General features: G+C 66.5%; 19 protein-coding genes. 10 read left to right on the plus strand and 9 right to left on the minus strand.

The window, feature by feature from the left end; translation table 11 throughout:
• Positions 1–32 precede the first annotated feature (32 nt).
• On the plus strand, positions 33–371 hold the full coding sequence (hspQ, locus tag J4O73_RS16040) for a heat shock protein HspQ (protein ID WP_378971404.1): 339 nt from the start codon (positions 33–35) through the stop codon (positions 369–371).
• A 105-nt stretch (positions 372–476) separates the two neighbouring features.
• Here the strand turns inward: hspQ and J4O73_RS16045 are convergent, their stop codons facing one another.
• Positions 477–1,244 carry an invasion associated locus B family protein gene (locus tag J4O73_RS16045; RefSeq protein ID WP_426218870.1) on the minus strand — a complete coding sequence of 256 codons (768 nt, stop codon included), beginning with the start codon at positions 1,242–1,244 and terminating at the stop codon, positions 477–479.
• Positions 1,245–1,606: 362 nt separating this feature from the next.
• Here J4O73_RS16045 and J4O73_RS16050 point away from each other — a divergent pair, with 362 nt between their 5' ends.
• Together J4O73_RS16050 and J4O73_RS16055 are read left to right on the plus strand one after the other, a co-directional pair.
• Positions 1,607–2,890 (plus strand): AMP-binding protein, encoded by a 1,284-nt coding sequence (locus tag J4O73_RS16050; RefSeq protein ID WP_426218871.1) that lies wholly within the window; start codon positions 1,607–1,609, stop codon positions 2,888–2,890.
• A protein-coding gene (locus tag J4O73_RS16055; RefSeq protein ID WP_426218982.1) for an IS3 family transposase occupies positions 2,865–4,030 on the plus strand; the annotation gives its coding sequence in 2 pieces (ribosomal slippage) (positions 2,865–3,129 and positions 3,129–4,030; 1,167 coding nt in all). The genes J4O73_RS16050 and J4O73_RS16055 overlap by 26 nt, the downstream gene beginning before the upstream one ends.
• Before the next feature lie 31 nt (positions 4,031–4,061).
• Here J4O73_RS16055 and J4O73_RS16060 read toward each other — a convergent pair.
• A complete protein-coding gene (locus J4O73_RS16060; protein WP_426218872.1) occupies positions 4,062–5,318 on the minus strand; it encodes an IS256 family transposase in 1,257 nt (418 codons plus the stop codon).
• Positions 5,319–5,920: 602 nt separating this feature from the next.
• Between J4O73_RS16060 and J4O73_RS16065 the strand changes: the two genes are divergently transcribed.
• On the plus strand, positions 5,921–6,172 hold the full coding sequence (locus J4O73_RS16065; RefSeq protein ID WP_426218873.1) for a hypothetical protein: 252 nt from the start codon (positions 5,921–5,923) through the stop codon (positions 6,170–6,172).
• A 99-nt stretch (positions 6,173–6,271) separates the two neighbouring features.
• On the opposite strand, the gene J4O73_RS16070 is transcribed toward J4O73_RS16065, so the two are convergent.
• On the minus strand, positions 6,272–6,439 hold the full coding sequence (locus J4O73_RS16070; RefSeq protein ID WP_426218874.1) for a hypothetical protein: 168 nt from the start codon (positions 6,437–6,439) through the stop codon (positions 6,272–6,274).
• Positions 6,440–6,556: 117 nt separating this feature from the next.
• On the opposite strand from J4O73_RS16070, the gene J4O73_RS16075 reads away from it, so the two are divergent.
• A protein-coding gene (locus J4O73_RS16075) for an IS5 family transposase (protein ID WP_354455430.1) occupies positions 6,557–7,311 on the plus strand; the annotation gives its coding sequence in 2 pieces (ribosomal slippage) (positions 6,557–6,881 and positions 6,881–7,311; 756 coding nt in all).
• 12 nt (positions 7,312–7,323) lie between these two features.
• Here the strand turns inward: J4O73_RS16075 and J4O73_RS16080 are convergent.
• Positions 7,324–7,686, minus strand: coding sequence for a hypothetical protein (locus J4O73_RS16080; RefSeq protein WP_426218875.1), 363 nt, complete (start codon positions 7,684–7,686; stop codon positions 7,324–7,326).
• A gap of 100 nt (positions 7,687–7,786) precedes the next feature.
• On the minus strand, positions 7,787–8,017 hold the full coding sequence (locus J4O73_RS16085; protein ID WP_426218876.1) for a hypothetical protein: 231 nt from the start codon (positions 8,015–8,017) through the stop codon (positions 7,787–7,789).
• A 260-nt stretch (positions 8,018–8,277) separates the two neighbouring features.
• Here J4O73_RS16085 and istA point away from each other — a divergent pair, with 260 nt between their 5' ends.
• The 3 genes from istA (at position 8,278) to J4O73_RS16100 (ending at position 11,404) form a co-directional block, all read left to right on the plus strand.
• Positions 8,278–9,777, plus strand: a complete 1,500-nt coding sequence (gene istA / locus J4O73_RS16090; protein WP_278305570.1) for an IS21-like element ISMdi27 family transposase — start codon at positions 8,278–8,280, stop codon at positions 9,775–9,777.
• Positions 9,774–10,508 carry an IS21-like element ISMdi27 family helper ATPase IstB gene (gene istB, locus J4O73_RS16095; RefSeq protein ID WP_278305569.1) on the plus strand — a complete coding sequence of 245 codons (735 nt, stop codon included), beginning with the start codon at positions 9,774–9,776 and terminating at the stop codon, positions 10,506–10,508. Before istA ends, istB begins: the two co-directional genes overlap by 4 nt.
• 452 nt (positions 10,509–10,960) lie before the next feature.
• Entirely contained in the window at positions 10,961–11,404 is a 444-nt protein-coding gene (locus J4O73_RS16100) for a tellurite resistance TerB family protein (RefSeq protein ID WP_426218877.1), read from the plus strand.
• Between the two features lies 1 nt (position 11,405).
• Here J4O73_RS16100 and J4O73_RS16105 read toward each other — a convergent pair whose 3' ends face one another.
• A complete protein-coding gene (locus J4O73_RS16105) occupies positions 11,406–11,645 on the minus strand; it encodes a hypothetical protein (protein ID WP_426218878.1) in 240 nt (79 codons plus the stop codon).
• A 10-nt stretch (positions 11,646–11,655) separates the two neighbouring features.
• Positions 11,656–11,826 carry a DUF3606 domain-containing protein gene (locus tag J4O73_RS16110; RefSeq protein ID WP_203140380.1) on the minus strand — a complete coding sequence of 57 codons (171 nt, stop codon included), beginning with the start codon at positions 11,824–11,826 and terminating at the stop codon, positions 11,656–11,658.
• Between the two features lie 189 nt (positions 11,827–12,015).
• Between J4O73_RS16110 and J4O73_RS16115 the strand changes: the two genes are divergently transcribed.
• Entirely contained in the window at positions 12,016–12,417 is a 402-nt protein-coding gene (locus J4O73_RS16115) for a hypothetical protein (RefSeq protein WP_426218879.1), read from the plus strand.
• Between the two features lie 24 nt (positions 12,418–12,441).
• Here the strand turns inward: J4O73_RS16115 and J4O73_RS16120 are convergent, their stop codons facing one another.
• Entirely contained in the window at positions 12,442–12,867 is a 426-nt protein-coding gene (locus J4O73_RS16120) for a hypothetical protein (RefSeq protein ID WP_426218880.1), read from the minus strand.
• A gap of 296 nt (positions 12,868–13,163) precedes the next feature.
• Here J4O73_RS16120 and J4O73_RS16125 point away from each other — a divergent pair, with 296 nt between their 5' ends.
• Positions 13,164–13,994 carry an outer membrane protein gene (locus J4O73_RS16125; RefSeq protein WP_426218881.1) on the plus strand — a complete coding sequence of 277 codons (831 nt, stop codon included), beginning with the start codon at positions 13,164–13,166 and terminating at the stop codon, positions 13,992–13,994.
• A gap of 590 nt (positions 13,995–14,584) precedes the next feature.
• On the opposite strand, the gene J4O73_RS16130 is transcribed toward J4O73_RS16125, so the two are convergent.
• Positions 14,585–16,279, minus strand: a complete 1,695-nt coding sequence (locus tag J4O73_RS16130) for a methyl-accepting chemotaxis protein (RefSeq protein WP_426218882.1) — start codon at positions 16,277–16,279, stop codon at positions 14,585–14,587.
• Between the last annotated feature and the right edge of the window lie 51 nt (positions 16,280–16,330).

The following is a 16,330-nucleotide window of genomic DNA, read 5'->3' on the forward strand; positions in this document are numbered from 1 at the left end:
GCGATTATCTCACGCGCAGGACGGAACGACTGATGACGGACGTGACACTCAAGACCGCGAAGTTTGGCATCGGCGCCATCGTGCGGCACAAGATCTATCCCTTCCGCGGCATCGTGTTCGACGTCGATCCGGTGTTCGACAATACCGAGGAATGGTGGCTCGCGATTCCTGAGGAAGTGCGACCGCGCAAGGACCAGCCGTTCTACCATCTTCTCGCCGAGAACGCCGAAACGGAATACGTCGCCTACGTGTCCGAGCAGAACCTGCTGCCCGACACGTCGGGCGAGGCTTTGCGCCACGCAGGCATCAAGGAGATGTTCGAGCGTGATGCCTCCGGCACCTACCGGATGCGTGACCGGCCGACGAACTGATCCGGCTTCGTACCGTCTTCCCGACGCAAGAAGGGCCGGGCAATCGCTGTCCGGCCCTTCTTGCGTTGAAGGGGGCGCCAAGCGGCGCCCCGCGTCACACGACGCTTACTTGGCGGCCGGAGCCGGAGCCGGAGCAGCGGGAGCCGCGCCCTGCTGCGTCTCGAGCTTCTTGCGCATCTCTTCGCTGCGCTTCTCCAGCTCGGACTGAAGCTTCTTCTGCTGCTCCTCGAGCACCTTCGGGTCCATGGCCGGGCCGTCGAAGGCCTTGCCGAAGCCGGCGAGCGGCACGGCGAAGGTCACCTCGCGCTGGGTCTGGTTCTGGACGGAGACGTTGAGCGTGGTGCCCTTCTTGAGGGCGGCAATCACGCCCGCATCCACGCCGCCGACCTCGGCGAAGCAGCCGTTCGGGAAGCACACGGCGAAGCGGCCCGCGGTGGCGCCCTGGCCGTCGATGCTGAAACGGATGCCCGGCTGCAGCAGCAGGCCGAGCGGCAGGAGGAAGCGCACCACGCGCACTTCCTGCTTCTGGGCCGTGTTCTTCATATCGTAGACGGCGGCGGCGAGGACCGGCTGGCCCTGGTCCGACACGAAGTCACGGGTGGTGTAGCAGATGTCCGTGCCCGAACCCTGATCCTTGCCGCACACCTTGGTCCAGTCGGCCTGGCTCGGCTCGGACTTCAGCGTGACGATCTGCGGACCGGTCTGACCGGCGGTCTGCGCGGCTGGTGTCTGGGACGGTGCGGGAGCGGCCGGAGCGGGAGCCGCCGGGGCAGGCTTCTTCGGCTGAGCCGCGGCCGGAACCGTCGCCAGCGCGAGGCCCGCGAGGCCGAGGAAGGCGGCGCGCGCGAACGGCGCGGAGCGGGTGAAGGACATCGGCTCTTATTCCTTAGGGCGTTCGTTACCTGGACGTGGAACCTGTGCGGCGGCTTGCCGAAGCTCCCGGGGAGCGTGCCGCGATCTCACTCGCCGCTCGAAACCCGGTCGGTACGGTCTGGCCGTCGGCCGTTGCGGATCAGAAGCATCCGGCATTTCGGCCGGGCGGCTGCTTCCCTTCCGATTGAGGCGAAGGCATGACGCCACCTGCCCTTGGATCCGCAAGCAGACGGGGGCCTCCCTAGGCTTCCCGCCGTCCCGCCGCAAGAGGCGCATCGAGAGGCGCAGCCTTCGACGGCGTCAACGGCCGGTTAACCATGGCCGGGGAAGGTGAGCGCGAACGCTGTCCGACAGGGGTTCGAGTGAGCGCGCACGCGGCGGAATTTTCGGCACCGCCCGCCGATGAGCCGTTGCGGCATGGGCTGGCCTCCGCGCTGATCGCGGCGGCGCAGGTCCATCCGCAGCGGACACTTCTGCGCGATTCAGGCGACAGGACCGCTTGGTGCGGGCGTCCCTCGATCAATTGGACCTACGCGGCCGCCGCCGAGATCGTCGGGCGGTTGGCGCGCGGCATCGCCGCGTGGCGTTTGGCTCCGGGCAGCCGGATCGGCCTTTGCTTCGCGGGCGGCGCCGAAGCCACTCTCGCCCATCTCGCCGTCGAGGCGGCGGGCCACCTGCCCTGCCTGCTCTCTCCGGTCTGGGATGAGGATGCCCTTTCCTGCGCAGTCGAATCGGCGGGGCTCGTCGCCGTGCTCACCGAGGGGCGGCGCGGACAGCGGCGCCCGGCCGAGGAACTCACCCATACGGCCCTGCGCCATTTCAGCCTGCGCTTCATCGCCGCCTTCGGGCCAGGATTGCCGGACGGCGTTATCAGCCTCGACGCCATGGCGCTCGAGCGTGGGGTCATCGATCCGCAGAGGGGGCTCGGACTCCTCACCTTCGCCGTGGCCGACCCGCGCCGCCCGGTGAAGCGTGACGCGGCCGGGTTCGACGCCGCCGTTGCCGCGCACCGGGAACGGCTCGCCTCGCCGGAGCGCGTCCTCACCCTCCTGCCGCCCCACGACTTGCGCGGTCTCGTGACCGGACTCGGGCTGGCGCTCGCCTCGGGCGCCTCCCTGGAAACCTTGATCCCGTTCGACTCGGCGAGCTTCCGAATCGCCCTGCTCCGGCCGGTGCCGACGCGCCTCGTCGTGCCGGCCGCCTTCGAATCGGCATTGGCCGATATCACCCTGCCCTGGACGGTGCGCGCCATCGACATCGTTCACCGGGCACCCGCACGTCTCCCGGAACCAAGCGCCCGGGATATGGCGGGTCCCCCCTGCCTCGACGTGCTGGTGCTGGACGAGGATGCGATCCTCACCCGCCCCCGGGGCCGATGGGAACTACCGAGGCCCGACGCCGCGACGGCCGGATCCACAGCTCCCGTCGTCGTCAGGCGGCCGGAAGACGGGAGAATTCTATACCGCACCGCCCCTTCGCAGCGCGAAACGGAAACCCCTTCCACGACCGTCACTTGGAAGGAATCCGCTTATTGTGCGGCTCAGTCGAAAGGCGTCTTTGATCCGCCCCCAATGAAGTGGTCCGCCCTTTGGTATGGCTTTGAGCCTGGAGGACGGATCGATGTCGAGGAAGCGACCCAAGCCTGAGGAGATCGTCGCCAAGCTGCGGCAGGCGGACGTGCTGGTCGGGCAAGGCCAGAGCGTGGCGGAGGCGATCCGCGCGATCGGCGTGAGTGAGGTGACCTACTACCGCTGGCGGCGTGAGTACGGCGGCCTGAAGTCGGATCAGGTCCGGCGGATGAAGGATCTGGAGACGGAGAACCAGCGGCTCAGAAAAGCCATCGCCGATCTCACCCTGGACAAGCTGATCCTGCAGGAAGCCGCCCGGGGAAACTGACCAGCCCCGCGCGCCGACGCGCCTGCATCGAGCATGTCCGGACCGTGCTGAAGGTCTCCGAGCGTCGGGCCTGCAAGGCACTCGGGCAGCATCGCTCGACACAGCGCAAGGCGCCGCGGGGCAAAGATGACGAGGCGGCGCTCGTCGCCGAGCTGATCGAATTTGCCCGTAGCTACGGGCGCTACGGCTATCGGAAGGTCGCCGCCCTACTGCGGGCGGACGGCTGGCTGGTCAACGACAAGCGGGTCGAGCGCCTATGGCGGCAGGAGGGGCTGAAGGTCCCGGCCCGCCAGCCCAAGCGCGCACGGCTGTGGGACGGGGATGGTTCCTGTATCCGGCTGCGCCCGGAGCACCGCAATCACGTCTGGTCCTACGACTTCGTCGAGACGCGCACCCACGACGGGCGCAAGTTCCGGATGCTCAACGTCCTCGACGAGTTCAGCCGCGAGTGCCTGGCCATCCGAGTGGATCGCAAGCTCAAGGCGGCCGACGTGATCGATGTGCTGTCCGACCTGTTCATCCTGCGCGGCGTGCCGGCGCACATTCGGTCAGACAATGGTCCGGAGTTCATCGCCAAGTCGGTGCAGTCCTGGATTGCGGCCGTTGGCACAAGGACGGCCTACATCACCCCTGGTTCGCCGTGGGAGAACGGATATGTCGAGAGCTTCAACGCACAGATACGCAACGAGCTGCTGAATGGCGAGATTTTTTACACGCTCAAGGAGGCGCAGATCATGATCGAGGGCTGGCGACGGCACTACAATACGGTTCGGCCGCATGGCGCATTGGGCTACCGGCCGCCAGCGCCAGAGGTGTTCGTGCCAGCTATAGCCGCTAGGCCGGCTGCACCGGCCAAGCTCGCCGTGGTCCAGCGACCAACCCTGCACTAACTTTGACCTTGGACCACCTCGTGGGGGCCGATCAATCTGGGCTCGCGGTGACCTCGGTCCCGTCGCGGAAGATGACGCCAGCCACGACCTTGGGCAACTGGTTTTCGCCCTTCAGCCGACGCCAGGTTTTCGAGGCCGCCATCACGAGCTTGAACACCATCAGCTTGGCGGTCGTGGACGAGAGTGCGCCCTTGGTCCGGACCGTGCGGTGCCGGACGGTGGCAAACACACTCTCGATCGGGTTCGAGCTGCGCAGGTGGTCCCAGTGCTCGGCCGGGAAGTCGTAGAACCCCAGCAGCGCCTCCCGGTCCTTGGTCAGGCAGTCGGCAGCGCGCGCGTATTTGGCCCCGTATTTCTCGACGAAGACGGTCAGTGCCACTTCGGCGGCCGCCCGGGTCGGCGCGCCGTGGATCTCCCGCAGATCCGCCTTCATCGCCGGCTGGACGGATTTCGGAACCTTGTCGAGGATGTTGGCGGTCTTGTGCACCCAGCAGCGTTGGTGAGCTGTGCCGGGGAAGACCTCATCCAACGCCCGCCAGAAGCCGAGAGCGCCGTCGCCGACCGCGATCTCGGGCGCGATCGCCAGCCCGCGCCGCTTCACGTCGACGAGCAACTCGCGCCAGCTCTGGGCGCTCTCTCGCACGCCCACTTGGAAGCCGACGAGTTCCTTCCGGCCCTCGGGCGTCGCGCCGATCAGCACGAGCATGCACTCGGCCTGGTCCTCCATCCGGGCCTGCAGGTAGACCCCGTCGGCCCAGACGTAGACGTAGCGGCGGGCCGAGAGGTCGCGGCCCTGCCAGCGGGCATACTCGTCCGCCCAGCTCGCCGTCAGCCGGGCGATGACGGCCGGCGACAGGTTCGGGGCGTCACGCCCCAGAAGGGCTGCCAGCGCCTCCTGGAAGTCGCCGGTGGACACGCCGCGCAGGTACAGCACCGGCAGCAGCGCATCCAGGCTGCGGGTGCGCCGCGCCCACTTCGGCAGGAGCGTCGAGGTGAACCGGATCCGGTCCTCGGACCCGCTCGCGCCGCGGTCCCGGACGCGGACCCGCGCGACCGGCACCGGGCCGATGCCGGTCTGGATCGCCCGCTCTGGCCCGTGGCCGTGCCGCACGAGCCGGGCGCGTCCGTCCGGCATCCGCAGATCCTGCATCGCGCTCAGGAAGGCATCGGCTTCCAACTCCACGGCCTGGGCGAGCAGGCGGCGGGCACCGGCGCGCAGCACGTCCGTCAGGGGATCGTCGATGGCCTCGGGCTGACGAAGCCGGACGATGTTGGTAGGTGTCTGCATAGGCGTATCGCTCTCAATGAGAGGTTCTGGCAGGCTCGACACCCGCCTCGATACGCCGCCTTCAATCCACCGTCGTCACCCAATCTCCCGCATAGCTCGACCAGGAGACGACGCGCCACATCGTCGATCGCGTCATCACAGACATGCCGCTTGCCTCGGACGAAGACCGACTGGCTCGGGCCCGCAACTGGATGCTGATCGCGTCCGCGTAGCAGCATGACAGAAGGGCACAACCCCATCCTGGATGCCGTGAACGGGCTTCGAGCTCGCGGCCATACGGTCGAGCCTGATGAAGCCTTCGAGCGTTGGCGGGTCGATGATGGCCCCTGGATCTCCGATGATGAGCTGTTGGCCCTGGCTGTGCGAGCTGGCCTGCGGGATGGGCCAGGCCGGGCGCAATAGGCTGAGACCATTATTGCAGAGCGGATCATCAAGGCCGTGGAAGCCCTTCGATCCTCCGGCCACCGCGTCGAAGAAGTAGCCGGTGCGACCAATGTCTATCGAGTCGATGGCGGCGATGCCATCACCGGGCCCGTCGTGCTCGCATTAGCAATCCGACTAGGGTTGATGGACGGCCCGAAAAGGACGCTGTAGCCTTCGGCATGCCAGACAAGAAGCCTGCCAAGAAAAAAGCCGCAGCCAAGCCAAAGGCCGAACAGAAGACGGCCCCGAAAATCGGGCTGGCGACGCAGCTGGCTGCGATCCAGACGCGATATCGGAACACGCTGCTTGATGCAGGTGACTTGCCGTTCGTTGAGCAAGGCAACCGCGTTCGTGAGGCGCTGGCGACGCTCCTTGCCGAGAAGGCCGCGCTGGGCGTCAAGGATGGCGAAGAGGCAGTCGCGTCTGAGTAGGTCGGCCAGTCTGCAGGTCGGAAGGCTGGCCACACATCCGCAGACATTCGGATGAAGCGCAGGTTTTTGCCTTAGCCTACGGCCGCCTAAGCGTCCTTCTCACCCCGAAGGCGGATGGATCACCACCACCGCAGGCGGGCTGACGACCCACTTGGGCGCTGTCGTCTGATGCGATGGATCCGGATGGGGGAGCGTGTCGCCCGCCGCGTAGACGAGGTCGGGTCCGAAGCGAACGAGCATGATCAGGACGACGAGGGCTGTGCGCATCCAGGGCAACGGCCGGACCCGCAGAGCGCTCCCCTCGTCACGCATTAGGTCGCGAACCCATAACGGCTGGCACGGTTGAACCGCGGCGTCGTTAGCCCTCTGAGCAGGAGGGCCTTGATGGCGCGGTTTGATCTGACGGATGCGGAGTGGGCGGTGATCGAACCGCTGTTGCCGACGGACGTGCGCGGCAAGGAGCGCGTGGATGATCGGCGGGTGCTGAATGGGATCTTCTGGCGGCTGCGCACGGGCGCGCCCTGGGCCGACATCCCGGCGCGCTACGGCCCACATACGACCTGCGGCAACCGTTTTCGGCGCTGGCGCAAGCGTGGCATCTGGGATCGGCTTTTGGATGCGGTGTCAAAGGCTTACGACGGCGACCTGCAGATGATCGACGCGACCAGCGTGCGGGTTCACCAGCATGCCGCCTGCGCCCAAAAAAAGATGGCCGATCCGGTGGCATGGGTCGCTCGCGCGGCGGCCTGACGAGCAAGATCCACGCTTTGGTGGATGCTGACGGCCGTCCGGTGGCGCTCAAAATCACTGCGGGTCAAGCGCACGATGGGCGCGCGGCGGCCGACATGCTGGGCGGTCTGGGCACGGGCCAGATCCTGCTGGGGGATCGAGCCTATGACAGCGACGCGCTTCGCACTCGGATGGCGGAGCAGGGCGCGTGGGCGAATGTGAAGCCGATGCCCAACCGCAAGCGAGTGCCGGCGTTCAGCCCGTTCCTGTACAAGTACCGCAACTTGGTCGAGCGCTTCTTCAGCAAGATCAAGCACTTCCGGGCCGTCGCCACCCGTTACGACAAGGATCCCGACAACTTCCTAGCCAGCGTCAAGCTCGCAGCCCTGCGGGTCTGGCTGCGAGCTTAATGAGTCCGCGACCTAGTGGCCCTTCCTGGCGAACTCCCAGACCGGGATGCCCCATTGCTGGCCGACCTTGTTCCGGTAGCCGGTCAGCCGCTCGAACAGGATCCGCTGCGCCTCGACACCTCGGACAGGCTCGCTCACCACCATCAGGACCCCGCAGTAGTCCACGCGCAGGGTGCCGTGCTCCGGATGCACCGCGAACAGCTCAGGCGCCGTCCAGCCATGCCGGTGGGCCTCGGCGCCGAACTGGTCGCAGAAGGCTATGGCGTTCGTCCGGAGAGCCGCCCACCGAGCCGGGAGGAGATACCGGCAGGGAGAGGCGTGCTCGGACAGATCCTCAAGCGCGCTGCGCCATAGGGCGGCGGCGTTGGGGAGCATGGTGGGTGCGAAACTGGGAGCCATATGGCCGAGCTACGGCAGGCGCGGCGCGGCGGCCATGCGGCCAGAAGCGGGGTTGCCCAACGTGGATTGGGACGGATCAGGCGCGCTCCTTGCCCTCGGATCGCTCCGCTTCCTGGCGCGCTACGCTGAGGACCCGGCGACGCCCCTGTGTGTCCGGTATCGCGGACCAAAGGCGCGCGAGGGTCAGTAGGTCTCCTGCCTCGCCCTCTGCGGGCGCTTGGAGGAATGCCTCAACCGGTACATTGAGTTCGCGGGCGAGCTGTTTCAGCGTCGCGATGGTGCGGGCGGATCGATCGTCAATGGCCATGCTTGGCAACGCGCCGAGCGGTGAAGCGGCCCACAACTGCATTCAAAATTCAGTTGGGTGCCGCCCTTCAGAGCAGCGCGCCTGTCCGGAATGCCAATCGGTCTAGCCTATGATCGGGCGCACCGTCGCTCACTCTCGCTCAGCATGTGTTTCGGCGTGCAACTTTGACCCCCTGATGCGGGGGATCGGCGTCCAATTCTGACCCCCTGAAACTTGCTCTCGCAGACTGCCCTCCGGGACGACCGGACGGGTGGTGGGGGATGAAGGGCGTGGACACGATTGCGCGCATCCGGCGCGAGTTCTTCATTCGCGGCCGGTCGATCAAGGATATCGTCCGCGACCTGCACGTCTCCCGCAACACCGTGCGCAAGGTCATCCGCTCGGGAGCCACCAGCTTCGCCTACGAGCGCGAGGTGCAGCCGCTGCCCAAGCTGGGACCATGGCGGGACGACCTCGACCGGATGCTGGCCACGAACGCCAGCCGGCCGCCGCGCGAGCGGCTGACCCTGATCCGGGTGTTCGAGGCGCTGCGCGGTCTCGGCTACGAGGGCGGCTACGACGCGGTGCGCCGCTACGCCAAGGGCTGGAAGCGGGAGCGCACTGCCATCACGGCGCCCGCCTTCGTGCCGCTCTCCTTCGCCCCGGGCGAGGCCTACCAGTTCGACTGGAGCCACGAGATCGTGCTGATCGGCGGCGTGACCACGACGGTCAAGGTCGCCCACGTCCGGCTCTGCCACTCGCGCATGTTGTTCGTGCGGGCCTACCCGCGTGAGAGCCAGGAGATGGTCTTCGACGCCCATGACCGGGCGTTCGCCTTCTTCCGCGGTGCCTGCCAGCGCGGGATCTACGACAACATGAAGACCGCGGTGGAGACGATCTTCGTCGGGCGCGAGCGCGCCTACAATCGCCGCTTCCTGCAGATGTGCTCGCACTATCTCGTCGAGCCGGTGGCCTGCACGCCGGCCTCGGGCTGGGAGAAGGGGCAGGTCGAGAACCAGGTCGGGCTGGTGCGCGAGCGCCTGTTCACCCCGCGCATCCGGGTGAAGAGCTACGACGAACTGAACGCCATGCTGCTCGACGGGGTGATCGCCTACGCCAAGGCCCATCCTCATCCCGAGGAGCGCGAGCGCAGCGTCTGGGAGCGGTTCGAGGCCGAGCGGGCGGCGCTGGTGCCCTATGCCGGCTGCTTCGACGGCTTCCACGCCGTGCCGGCCGCCGTCTCCTCGACCTGCCTCGTGCGCTTCGACAACAACAAGTACTCGGTGGCCGCCTCGGCCATTGGCCGTCCGGTCGAGGTGCGCGCCTACGCCGAGCGTGTCGAGATCCGCCAGGACGGCCGCATCGTTGCCGAGCATGCCCGCGCCTTCGGCCGTGGCCAGACGGTGTTCGATCCCTGGCACTACGTTCCCGTGCTCGCCCGCAAACCCGGCGCGCTGCGCAACGGGGCGCCGTTCAAGGACTGGGTTCTGCCCGCCGCCCTCGACCGGATCCGGCGCAAGCTTGCCGGCAGCGCCGACGGCGACCGCCAGATGGTCGAGATCCTCACCGCCGTGCTCGGCGATGGCCTGCCCGCGGTCGAAGCCGCCTGTGCCGAGGCGCTGCGCGAAGGCGTCCACTCGGCCGACGTCGTCCTCAACATCCTGGCTCGCCAGCGCGAGCCTGCTGCCGCCGTCACCCTCCCGACGCCCGAGGGTCTGCGGCTGCGCCACGAACCCGTTGCCGACTGCGCCCGCTACGACAGCCTGAGGAGAGCCCGATGATGGAACGCCAGCAGATCCTCGCCACGATGGGCGAGCTGAAGTTGTTCGGGATGAAGGCGGCCTACGACGAGATCATCAAGGTCGCAGTCAAGCGCACCCACGAGCCGCAGCAGATCGTCGGCGACCTGCTCCAGGCCGAGATCAGCGAGAAGCAGGCCCGCTCGATCCGCTACCAGATGACGATCGCCAAGCTGCCCCTGGCCAAGGACCTCGCCGAGTTCGCCTTCGCCGGCACGCCGATCAACGAGATGCTGGTGCGCGATCTCGCCGGCGGCGAGTTCCTGGCCCACCAGCGCAACGTCGTGCTGGTCGGCGGCACCGGCACCGGCAAGACGCATCTGGCCATCGCGATGGCCCGGGCCTGCATCCGGGACGGGGCCCGGGCTCGGTTCTACAACGTGGTCGACCTCGTCAACCGGCTCGAAGCGGAGGCGCGGGCCGGCCGGCAGGGCCGCATCGCCGACCACCTCGCCCGCCTCGACCTCGTGGTGCTGGACGAACTCGGCTACCTGCCGTTCGCGCAGTCGGGCGGGCAGTTGCTGTTCCACCTGATCAGCAAGCTCTACGAGACCACCTCGATCGTGGTCACCACCAACCTCGCCTTCGGGGAATGGCCGGCGGTGTTTGCCGGCGACGCCAAGATGACGACCGCGCTGCTCGACCGGCTCACACACCACTGCGAGATCGTCGAGACCGGCAACGAGAGCTGGCGCTTCAAGAACCGCGCCTGAGGTCGGCTACCCGTCGCGCCTTCTGGATCCCTGATCAGCCCGGCTGCGCCACCTCGATCCGCTCCGCCGGGCTGACCAGGGGCGTCACGACACATCCATCCAGGGGGTCAATTTTGGACGCCGATCCGGGGTCAACATTCCACGCTGTTTGACAAACTCTCTGACGGGGAGGCTGGAAAGGCTTCGCTAACGCTACGCCACCACGCTGCCGACCATGTCGAAGCGTCCCCTCCGCACCTTTCGGGCCCTCCTATGGATCGCCGCCCTGATGTTGTGCTGTTTCTCCGCAGCCATGCTGGCGGAGGCGAGTAGGCCGAAGACGGAAGGGGATCATCGCCTCGTCGGCGACCCTGTCGTCACTGGCTCGGTGGCGCGTATGCGCTGGTGTGGCGCTGCCCCCTGGTGCCGTTAGAAATCCGTCTCCGACATACCTCGCTCAGCAGCGCATCAGCATGCCCTTCATACAAGACCTGCTCGCCCGCTTCCGCCAGACGGTGACCGCCTATGCCGGCGACGATGCGCTGATGCAGGCCGGTGTCTCCGCAGCCGCCAATGTGATCGTCGCCGATGGCGAGGTCGCGGGCGATGAAATGGAAACAGCCCTCGGCGGCGTCCTCGCCAGTCCGATCCTGGAGAAGGGCTACGACGTCCTGATGCTGGATGAGGCGCTACACGAGGCGATCGGTCGGGCTGGCACCCGGGCTGGCCGCGCGGAGAATTTGCGACGGGTCGCGGCGATTGCCGGTCGGCCCGTGGAGCAGCGCGAGGGCGTGTTTCGAGTGGCGGTCGAGGTAGCAGATCACGACGGCATCGCCGTCATCGAGCGCGCTGCCCTGTCCGAGATCGCCGCTGCGCTTCACGTCGATGCGGATGCACTCGTCAAAGCGGTGGCGTAGCCTAAGCCATCGCAGACGGCGCTGTAGTGCCATCGTCGACGAGTTCACCGATCAACGCCCATAACGCCTGATGCTCGGGGCCACCGCGATCGGCGGCTAGAAAAGCCGCCAATGCGATGTCGGTGACGTGCCCGCCGGAAGCTGGGTTGGCCTCGTGGCGGACAAAGCTGCGCCCGCCGGACGGATCGCGTAGCAGGAGCCAGCGATCGCCGTTCGAACTGACGTAGAGATCGCGGCTCAAGGCTGCCCCGTCACCGGGCAGGATGACCGAGGTAAGCCGCTACGCTGGTGACACGGGAGCCCACCATCCGCACGGCCTTGCGCAAGCGTTCCTCGGTCACCCCGAAGCGCAGTGCCCAATGCTCGCGAGCGGCGCGGTCGAAGACGTCGATGTGGGCCTTGTCGTGCAGCTCGGTTGGCATGATCGGATCCAAGGGCATTCTGGCTTCGCCAGGAGTCCGGCTTCCAACCCGAAAATGCCTCTCTGGTTGCAGCTGCAGGTCGGTAATTCACCGCACTCTGGCGCTGACGGTTTTCGCGTCGGATCAAGCCGCTGAAGCGCCTGTAAAGTTACGGTTAGCTATCACGAGGGGAGGCAAGGAACGGCGAGCTTGACCGTTCGTTCTTCGTGTATGGAACACTATCGATCAACCCTCACAACCACTGCGATTGCTGTACTTGGGCTGGTTGGTGCCGCCCACGTTCTTCATCCGGGTAACTATGAGCGAACGCATCGGCAGGCGCGGGTCGTCGCTATCACCCGTGAGGTGCTGTCTACGCCGACCATATGGACTGACCCGCCCCGAAGGCTGCATGCCAGCGAGCCCGCCGCCTTGATGGCCGACAGCAGCACGCTGCTGGCACACCGCCCAACGATTGCTCTGCCGGCAGGAACCCGGACATTTCCAAGGCTGCCAGGCGCACTGGTGCCACCAGTTGCCGAGAGGCAGCCTGTCGATGGCGATCCAATTGGCGACCTGATCCACAATCTGGAACTCGATCAGCAGAGCTGACGGCGGAGCGATCTGCGCCAGCCTTCAGGCGTAGGGGCCGCCGAACAGGTCCCCGAGCGCCTTCCTGCGGAACAGCGTCCGCCAACGCCGCCTCTGATGTTCGGGCCGGTCGTGGATCATGTGGCACCGCTGACAGAAGGCCGCGAGGTTGGCATCGGCGTTGTTCGAGGTGTCGTGGTCCCGGTGGGCCGCGGCTAGGACCACGCGGGTCTGGCGAGCCCGCCTGAGGATGTCAGCTTCTACCGCAACCCGGATCCGCCTGCCCCACCCGTCACGCCACCGGCCGGCTTCCGCGTCCCACCAACGCCCGTCTCCGAGGTGGTAGACGATCCGCCCGTGCGGCCGCCCGCAGCCCTCGCAGCAGCCCTTCGCCCGGCCGAACCGGATCACGGCCGAGAGCTGCGCCCAGTCGATCGGGTAGAAGAAGCGGTGCTCGGGCCGGATCGGCATGATGGGGCTGAAAACCCAGTGGGGGTCCTACTCTGCAGCGAACCGCCTACCCCATCCTGTAGCCGTTCGGCCACAGCTGCCAGGCGACATGGTGGCAGACTGCAACCAAAACGCTTCTGAGATGTTGTGGCGGCCGGCTGAGTGTCAGGCGATGTATTTTGCCGATCGCGGGCGCGTTCATATTCGGTTTACTAAGCCGCTCTACCCCGTCGCCGAATGGTGTGTCCGTAAAACTACAGCCTTTTCTATCACGGACCGGTAGCCATACCTCCAGATCGAAATTTGGACCTTCCGTTATGACCAAGCTCCTGGCCTCGCTGGCCGCCTTCACGGCCCTGACCGCCGCCGCCTCGGCCGCCGACCTGCCGCGCCGCGCCGCCCCGCCGCCGATCTTCACTCCCGTCCCGGTGTTCACCTGGACCGGCGCCTACTTCGGTATCAACGCCGGCTACGCCTTCGACGCCAGCAGCCGCACCAACAACACCTTCTCGGTGCCCTTCCCCTACGCTGCTCCGGGCACTGTCGCCTCCTTCCGCGACCGCAGCCAGGACGGCTTCTCCGGCGGTGCGCAGATCGGCTACAACTGGCAGATCACCCCGGGTTCGGGTGTCGTGATCGGCTTCGAGGCTGACGCCCAGTACCTCGACTTCGGTCGTAACCGGAACAACGCCTTCATCTCCGGCGCCGTCGCCCCCGGCTACTACGTCACCGACCCGCGCGGCCTCTCCAGCCTCGACTTCTTCGGCACCGTGCGCGGCCGCCTCGGCTACGCCTTCGACCGCACCCTCGTGTACGCCACCGGCGGCTTCGCCTACGGCTCGGGCAGCGCCGACCGCTCCTTCGGCGGCTACGCCGGCAACGACAGCTTCCGCACCGGCTACGCTGTCGGCGGCGGTGTCGAGTACGCCCTGCCCACCGACTCGTTCCTGAACTTCTTCCGCTCCTCGGCCGTGACGCTGAAGGTGGAAGGTCTGTACGTGAACCTGGAGCGTGGCACCCGCAACCAGGGCGCCCTGGTGGTCAACGCCGCCAACCTCGTCCCAGTCGCCTATAGCGCCATCGGCCGCCGCGACGACGAGTTCGCCGTCGTCCGCGCCGGCCTGAACTACAAGTTCGGCTCGTACTGAGATCCGGTCGCGCTGCTCCCGGCGGCTGTGCCGGGAGTTGCGGCAGCAGGTGAGGGGTAGTTGGTCCTCCTCATCACCTTCCGCCGCCGAAGAGCAGCCGATCGGCTGACCTTCGCATCCCCAGCCCGATCAAACTGGCCGCGAGGTCGGCAGCACCCTGGGAGCGCAAGCTCCTGGGGTGTTTCTTCGTTCTGGGATGGAATGCCGAGACGGTCAGGCGATCGTCCAGAGCAGCGGCAGCGCGCCCGCCAAGAACAGGGCCGAGGAGAGGAGCACGGCGAGGCGCTCGCGATGATGCAGGATGAAAGCGTGAGGGCTGGCGAACATGGCGAGGCCGGATCGGGAGAGAGGACAGCACGCTCGCTCCTGAACCTTGACGGATCGGGGGCGCTTCGCGGTGTCCACAGGTGATGGCTGATCCCTGTCGCTACTGAGCCACATCCTTTTGGATGTGCTCGGGCGCACCTCGCGGAGGTGACGTCGGGCGTAGCCCTTCTTCAGGCCGCCATCGCCCCTCTGCGGCCCGATCCAGCGGCGCAGTGACCTCATGGGTTGCTGCGCCGTTGTCGTTCTATCTAACTGAACGCAGGTCACGCCGCCCGTACGGTGGCGAGGAACCGTCCAACCTCCGTCGCCAGGGTCTCAGATTGGAGCGACAGCTCCGTAGCTGCGCCCAGGACCTGGTTTGCTGCGGTACCCGCTTCCCCCGCCGCTGTGGCTACGCCAGCGATGTTGCTCGACACATCGTCCGTGCCCATGGCCGCCTGAGAGACATTCCGGACGATCTCCTGGGTGGCTGCACCCTGCTCCTCGACCGCAGCGGCGATGGAGGTAGCAACGCCGCTGATCTCGCGGATCCGTGTCGTGATCGCTCCGATGGCGCCCACTGCCTGATCCGTCACGCCCTGGATACGTGCGATCTGCCCCGAGATGTCGCCCGTGGCCTTCGCCGTCTGCTCAGCGAGTGCCTTCACTTCAGAGGCGACCACCGCAAAGCCGCGCCCCGCGGCACCGGCACGAGCCGCCTCGATGGTGGCGTTGAGGGCCAACAGGTTTGTTTGGCCGGCGATCGAGGAAATAAGTCCGACCACGTCACCGATGCGAGTGACTGCATCACTCAGCTCTCGCACCAATGCTCCGGTCTGATCGGCTTCTACGACCGCCGTCCTCGCCAAATCGGCAGAGCCGGCCACTTGGCGGCCGATCTCCTGCACCGACAGGCCAAGCTCCTCGGCGGCTGCAGCGACCGTGGTGACGTTCACGCCAGCCTCATGTGCGGCCGCGGCGACCGAGTTCGAACGAGCTGCCGTGTTCCCTGCCGTGCTCTCCATGATCCGTGCGGTGTTCTGCATGTCATTGGCCGCAGCCGATACGTGACCGACGATGGCGTTCATCGTGCTCTCGAAGGCGCGCGTTGTCGCATCGATCCGCTCGGCCTGTTGGATCTTCTGCCCTTGCTCGGCTTGGCGCTCTTCGGCCAGGGCCCGCGCTGCCAAGGCATTGTCCTTGAAGGCCTGGACAGCCTGTGTGATGTCGCGGACCTCATCGCGCTGCTTCGTCGACGGAACGACGACGTCGAGATCCCCGTGAGCCAGCTTGAGCATGACAGCGGTCAACGGTCTCAGCGGTCGGATGGCGCGGTAGGCCCACAGGCCGAACCCAACGCCGACGGCAGCGGCCAGTCCAAGCAGGCCCAGCATGAGGAGGGTGAAGGCGTGCGAGACTGCCCGCACGTCGGCGCCGATGCTCTGGTTGCGAGCTTCCTGGAGATCGATGAACTGGTTGATACGCCCGAGCCACTCAATGAAGGCGGGACGAGCCTCCTGCATCAGAACCGAGCGTGCCTTGTCGGACTGACCGGCCTGCTGAAGCTCGACGACTTCCTTCATCAGAGGCAGCGTTCTAGCCTCAGTCTGCTTGATGTTGCCGAGGATCGTGCGCTCCTCAGCCGAGGTGTCGGGGTGCTCAGCAAACATGCGATCCATGCTGGCAGCAGAGCGAGCGTATGCGTCCGACAATCGGGCGATGTCGGTGAGGACCGTCTCACGCGAACGTTGATCAGAAACCAGAGTAAAATCGCGGAGACTGATTGCGCGATCATGAACGCTGCCGCGGAAGTTGATGGCGTAGCGTTGTTTGACGGAATTTAGATCATTGATTGTTGCTAGGCTATTATCAATTGAGCGAACTTCGACGACGCCGTAGATAGTTAGTGCTGCCATTGTCGAAAGTATAGCAGCGTAACCAGTGACGACTTTCGTGCTCAAGCGCATATTGGCAAGCATGGCGCTTCCTGACCCATAGAACGATTGGATTGAGATCGCTATGGGCAGCTT

It is taken from the genome of Methylobacterium sp. NFXW15, from assembly GCF_049887755.1.
GTDB lineage: Bacteria > Pseudomonadota > Alphaproteobacteria > Rhizobiales > Beijerinckiaceae > Methylobacterium.

Excerpts from the sequence above, each read along its gene's own strand:
- J4O73_RS16060 (WP_426218872.1), bottom strand. The coding sequence starts at position 5,318 with ATGCAGACACCTACCAACATCGTCCGGCTTCGTCAGCCCGAGGCCATC.
- J4O73_RS16100 (WP_426218877.1), top strand. The coding sequence starts at position 10,961 with ATGCCCTTCATACAAGACCTGCTCGCCCGCTTCCGCCAGACGGTGACC.
- J4O73_RS16120 (WP_426218880.1), bottom strand. The coding sequence starts at position 12,867 with ATGCCGATCCGGCCCGAGCACCGCTTCTTCTACCCGATCGACTGGGCG.
- J4O73_RS16125 (WP_426218881.1), top strand. The coding sequence starts at position 13,164 with ATGACCAAGCTCCTGGCCTCGCTGGCCGCCTTCACGGCCCTGACCGCC.
- J4O73_RS16085 (WP_426218876.1), bottom strand. The coding sequence starts at position 8,017 with ATGGCCATTGACGATCGATCCGCCCGCACCATCGCGACGCTGAAACAG.
- J4O73_RS16070 (WP_426218874.1), bottom strand. The coding sequence starts at position 6,439 with ATGCGCACAGCCCTCGTCGTCCTGATCATGCTCGTTCGCTTCGGACCC.
- J4O73_RS16110 (WP_203140380.1), bottom strand. The coding sequence starts at position 11,826 with ATGCCAACCGAGCTGCACGACAAGGCCCACATCGACGTCTTCGACCGC.
- hspQ (WP_378971404.1), top strand. The coding sequence starts at position 33 with ATGACGGACGTGACACTCAAGACCGCGAAGTTTGGCATCGGCGCCATC.
- istB (WP_278305569.1), top strand. The coding sequence starts at position 9,774 with ATGATGGAACGCCAGCAGATCCTCGCCACGATGGGCGAGCTGAAGTTG.
- J4O73_RS16080 (WP_426218875.1), bottom strand. The coding sequence starts at position 7,686 with ATGCTCCCCAACGCCGCCGCCCTATGGCGCAGCGCGCTTGAGGATCTG.
- J4O73_RS16065 (WP_426218873.1), top strand. The coding sequence starts at position 5,921 with ATGCCAGACAAGAAGCCTGCCAAGAAAAAAGCCGCAGCCAAGCCAAAG.
- istA (WP_278305570.1), top strand. The coding sequence starts at position 8,278 with ATGAAGGGCGTGGACACGATTGCGCGCATCCGGCGCGAGTTCTTCATT.
- J4O73_RS16045 (WP_426218870.1), bottom strand. The coding sequence starts at position 1,244 with ATGTCCTTCACCCGCTCCGCGCCGTTCGCGCGCGCCGCCTTCCTCGGC.
- J4O73_RS16130 (WP_426218882.1), bottom strand. The coding sequence starts at position 16,279 with ATGCTTGCCAATATGCGCTTGAGCACGAAAGTCGTCACTGGTTACGCT.